The following is a 3612-nucleotide window of genomic DNA, read 5'->3' as shown; positions in this document are numbered from 1 at the left end:
CGATGGGTAGGGGTTCTGAGAGGAAGGCCCCCCACATTGGAACTGAGACACGGTCCAAACTCCTACGGGAGGCAGCAGTGAGGAATATTGGTCAATGGCCGAGAGGCTGAACCAGCCAAGTAGCGTGGAGGATGACTGCCCTACGGGTTGTAAACTCCTTTTATAAGGGGGTAAAGGCGTCTACGTGTAGATGTTTGCAAGTACCTTATGAATAAGCATCGGCTAACTCCGTGCCAGCAGCCGCGGTAATACGGAGGATGCGAGCGTTATCCGGATTTATTGGGTTTAAAGGGAGCGTAGACGGGATGTCAAGTCAGCTGTGAAAGTCTGCGGCTTAACCGTAGAACTGCAGTTGAAACTGGCGTTCTTGAGTGCGTTCGAGGCAGGCGGAATTCGTGGTGTAGCGGTGAAATGCATAGATATCACGAAGAACCCCGATTGCGAAGGCAGCCTGCCAGGCCGCTACTGACGTTGAAGCTCGAAAGTGCGGGTATCAAACAGGATTAGATACCCTGGTAGTCCGCACGGTAAACGATGGGCACTCGCTGTCGGCGACATACGGCCGGCGGCTTAGCGAAAGCGTTAAGTGCCCCACCTGGGGAGTACGCCGGCAACGGTGAAACTCAAAGGAATTGACGGGGGCCCGCACAAGCGGAGGAACATGTGGTTTAATTCGATGATACGCGAGGAACCTTACCCGGGCTTGAACTGTGCCTGAATCCAGAGGAAACTCCGGAGCCAGCAATGGCAGGCATGGAGGTGCTGCATGGTTGTCGTCAGCTCGTGCCGTGAGGTGTCGGCTTAAGTGCCATAACGAGCGCAACCCCTTCGGCCAGTTGCCATCAGGTGGTGCTGGGGACTCTGGCCGTACTGCCATCGTAAGATGCGAGGAAGGTGGGGATGACGTCAAATCAGCACGGCCCTTACGTCCGGGGCTACACACGTGTTACAATGGGGGGTACAGAGGGCCGCCATCCGGCGACGGAGCGCCAATCCCGAAAGCCTCCCCCAGTTCGGACTGGAGTCTGCAACCCGACTCCACGAAGCTGGATTCGCTAGTAATCGCGCATCAGCCACGGCGCGGTGAATACGTTCCCGGGCCTTGTACACACCGCCCGTCAAGCCATGAAAGCCGGGGGTACCTGAAGTGCGTAACCGTAAGGGGCGCCCTAGGGTAAAACCGGTGATTGGGGCTAAGTCGTAACAAGGTAGCCGTACCGGAAGGTGCGGCTGGAACACCTCCTTTCTGGAGACGGCGCTTACTGGCCGTCGTTATGTGCTGCAATCTTGCCTTTCCGAACCAGATATGAACAGAGCGACGATGCCAGTCCTATAGCTCAGTTGGTTAGAGCGCCACACTGATAATGTGGAGGTCGGCAGTTCAACTCTGCCTGGGACTACGGTCTTGGGGGATTAGCTCAGCTGGCTAGAGCACCTGCTTTGCACGCAGGGGGTCAACGGTTCGAATCCGTTATTCTCCACAGTTAAAGAAGTTCTATGACATGATGTGACAAGCGAAACGTAAAAACGAGCGCAAAAGACAATCCCGGCATACAGCCGGGACGAATGAAAAGCCAAAGTATATGCCATGCCGCCGATAACGGCGGCGGCGCTGAAAGTAAGAAAGGGCGCACGGCGGATGCCTAGGCTCTCGGAGGCGATGAAGGACGCGGCAAGCTGCGAAAAGCCGCGGGGAGGCGCACACAGCCTTTGATCCGCGGATTTCCGAATGGGACAACCCGTCATCCTGAAGGGATGACATCCATCAGGGATGGAGGCCAACGCGGGGAACTGAAACATCTTAGTACCCGCAGGAAAAGAAAACAACAGTGATTCCCCCAGTAGTGGCGAGCGAACGGGGAACAGCCCAAACCGCACGTGTTACGGCATGTGCGGGGTAGTAGGACCGCGCCATCGCAAGACGTCAGGGGAATGGAAGGCTCTGGAAAGTGCCGCCATAGAGCATGACAGCTGCGTACATGAACCCTGATTAAGCGTAGCGGCATCCTGAGTAGCGCGGGACACGAGGAATCCTGCGTGAATCCGCCGGGACCATCCGGCAAGGCTAAATACTCCCGAGAGACCGATAGCGGACCAGTACCGTGAGGGAAAGGTGAAAAGCACTTCGGACAGAAGAGTGAAATAGTACCTGAAACCGTGCGCCTACAAGCGGTCGGAGCGCGCAAGCGTGACGGCGTGCCTTTTGCATAATGAACCTACGAGTTGCCTTGCATGGCGAGGTTAAGCGCAACGATGCGCGCAGCCGAAGCGAAAGCGAGTCTGAAGAGGGCGTTCAGTCATGCGTGGCAGACGCGAAACCGAGTGATCTACCCTTGTCCAGGATGAAGTCCGGGTAACACCGGATGGAGGTCCGCACCAATAAGCGTTGAAAAGCTTCTGGATGAGGTGAGGGTAGGAGTGAAAGGCCAATCAAACTCGGAGATAGCTCGTACTCCCCGAAATGCATTTAGGTGCAGCCTCAAGCCAAAGGCGTCAAGAGGTAGAGCGACTGATAGGATGCGAGGGCTTCACCGCCTGTCAAGTCCTGACAAACTCCGAATGCTTGACGTCCGTTCCTTGGGAGTGAGGGCATGGGTGCTAAGGTCCGTGCCCGAGAGGAGAACAATCCGGACCGCCGGCTAAGGCCCCGGAGTGACAGCTAAGTTAGTCTAACGAAGTCCGGCCCCCGAGACAGCTAGGATGTTGGCTTGGAAGCAGCCATTCATTTAAAGAGTGCGTAACAGCTCACTAGTCGAGGTGCTGGGCGTGGATAATAATCGGGTATCAAGCTGTCCGCCGAAGCCGCGGGATACACAGTATCGGTAGGGGAGCATTCCATTCTGCGCCGAAGGCGTTCCGTAAGGTACGCTGGAGCGTATGGAAAAGCAAATGTAGGTATAAGTAACGATAAAGGGGGCGTGAAACCCCCTCGCCGCAAGACTAAGGTTTCCTGATCAACGCTAATCGGATCAGGGTAAGTCGGGACCTAAGGCTCAGCCGAACGGCGAGGCCGATGGCAGAAACGGTCAAGATTCCGTTACTGCCCTATGGTGTGACGCGGTGACGCGGACGTGACACTGCCGCCGTCTGACGGAATAGACGGTTTAAGGGTGTAGGAGTAGATTCCCGCAGGCAAATCCACGGGAAGATCCGAACCTGAAAGTACGGAGCGCCCTCCGGGGCAATCCGAGAGCGCAGGTAAGCATTCCGCCGAGAAAACCCGCTAAACTCCAGCCATGGGGCACCCGTACCGCAAACGGACACACGTAGTCGGGTTGAATATACTAAGGCGCTTGGGTTAATCACGGTTAAGGAACTAGGCAAATTGACCCTGTAACTTCGGGAAAAAGGGTCCCTACCCAGTGATGGGAGGGCGCAGAGAATAGGTCCAGGCAACTGTTTACCAAAAACACAGGGCTGTGCGAATTCGAAAGAAGCTGTATACAGCCTGACACCTGCCCGGTGCTGGAAGGTTAAGAGGAGAGGTCATCTCACGAGAAGCCTTGAATTGAAGCCCCAGTAAACGGCGGCCGTAACTATAACGGTCCTAAGGTAGCGAAATTCCTTGTCGGGTAAGTTCCGACCTGCACGAATGGTGTAATGATCCGGACA

General features: G+C 55.8%; 2 tRNA genes and 2 rRNA genes. All 4 read left to right on the top strand.

The annotated features are described in order from the left end of the window. Positions 1 to 1246 (top strand): 16S ribosomal RNA (locus B5F91_RS14645); the annotation flags it as partial. Positions 1247 to 1326: 80 nt separating this feature from the next. Next, positions 1327 to 1400: transfer RNA gene (locus B5F91_RS14640), tRNA-Ile, on the top strand. 7 nt (positions 1401 to 1407) lie between these two features. Further along, positions 1408 to 1481, top strand: a tRNA-Ala gene (locus B5F91_RS14635). Positions 1482 to 1612: 131 nt separating this feature from the next. Then, positions 1613 to 3612 (top strand): 23S ribosomal RNA (locus tag B5F91_RS14630); the annotation flags it as partial.

The sequence above is a fragment of the Bacteroides sp. An322 genome (assembly GCF_002161765.1).
GTDB classification, from domain to species: domain Bacteria; phylum Bacteroidota; class Bacteroidia; order Bacteroidales; family Bacteroidaceae; genus Phocaeicola; species Phocaeicola merdavium.
This window is presented reverse-complemented; position numbering and strand designations above follow the sequence as displayed.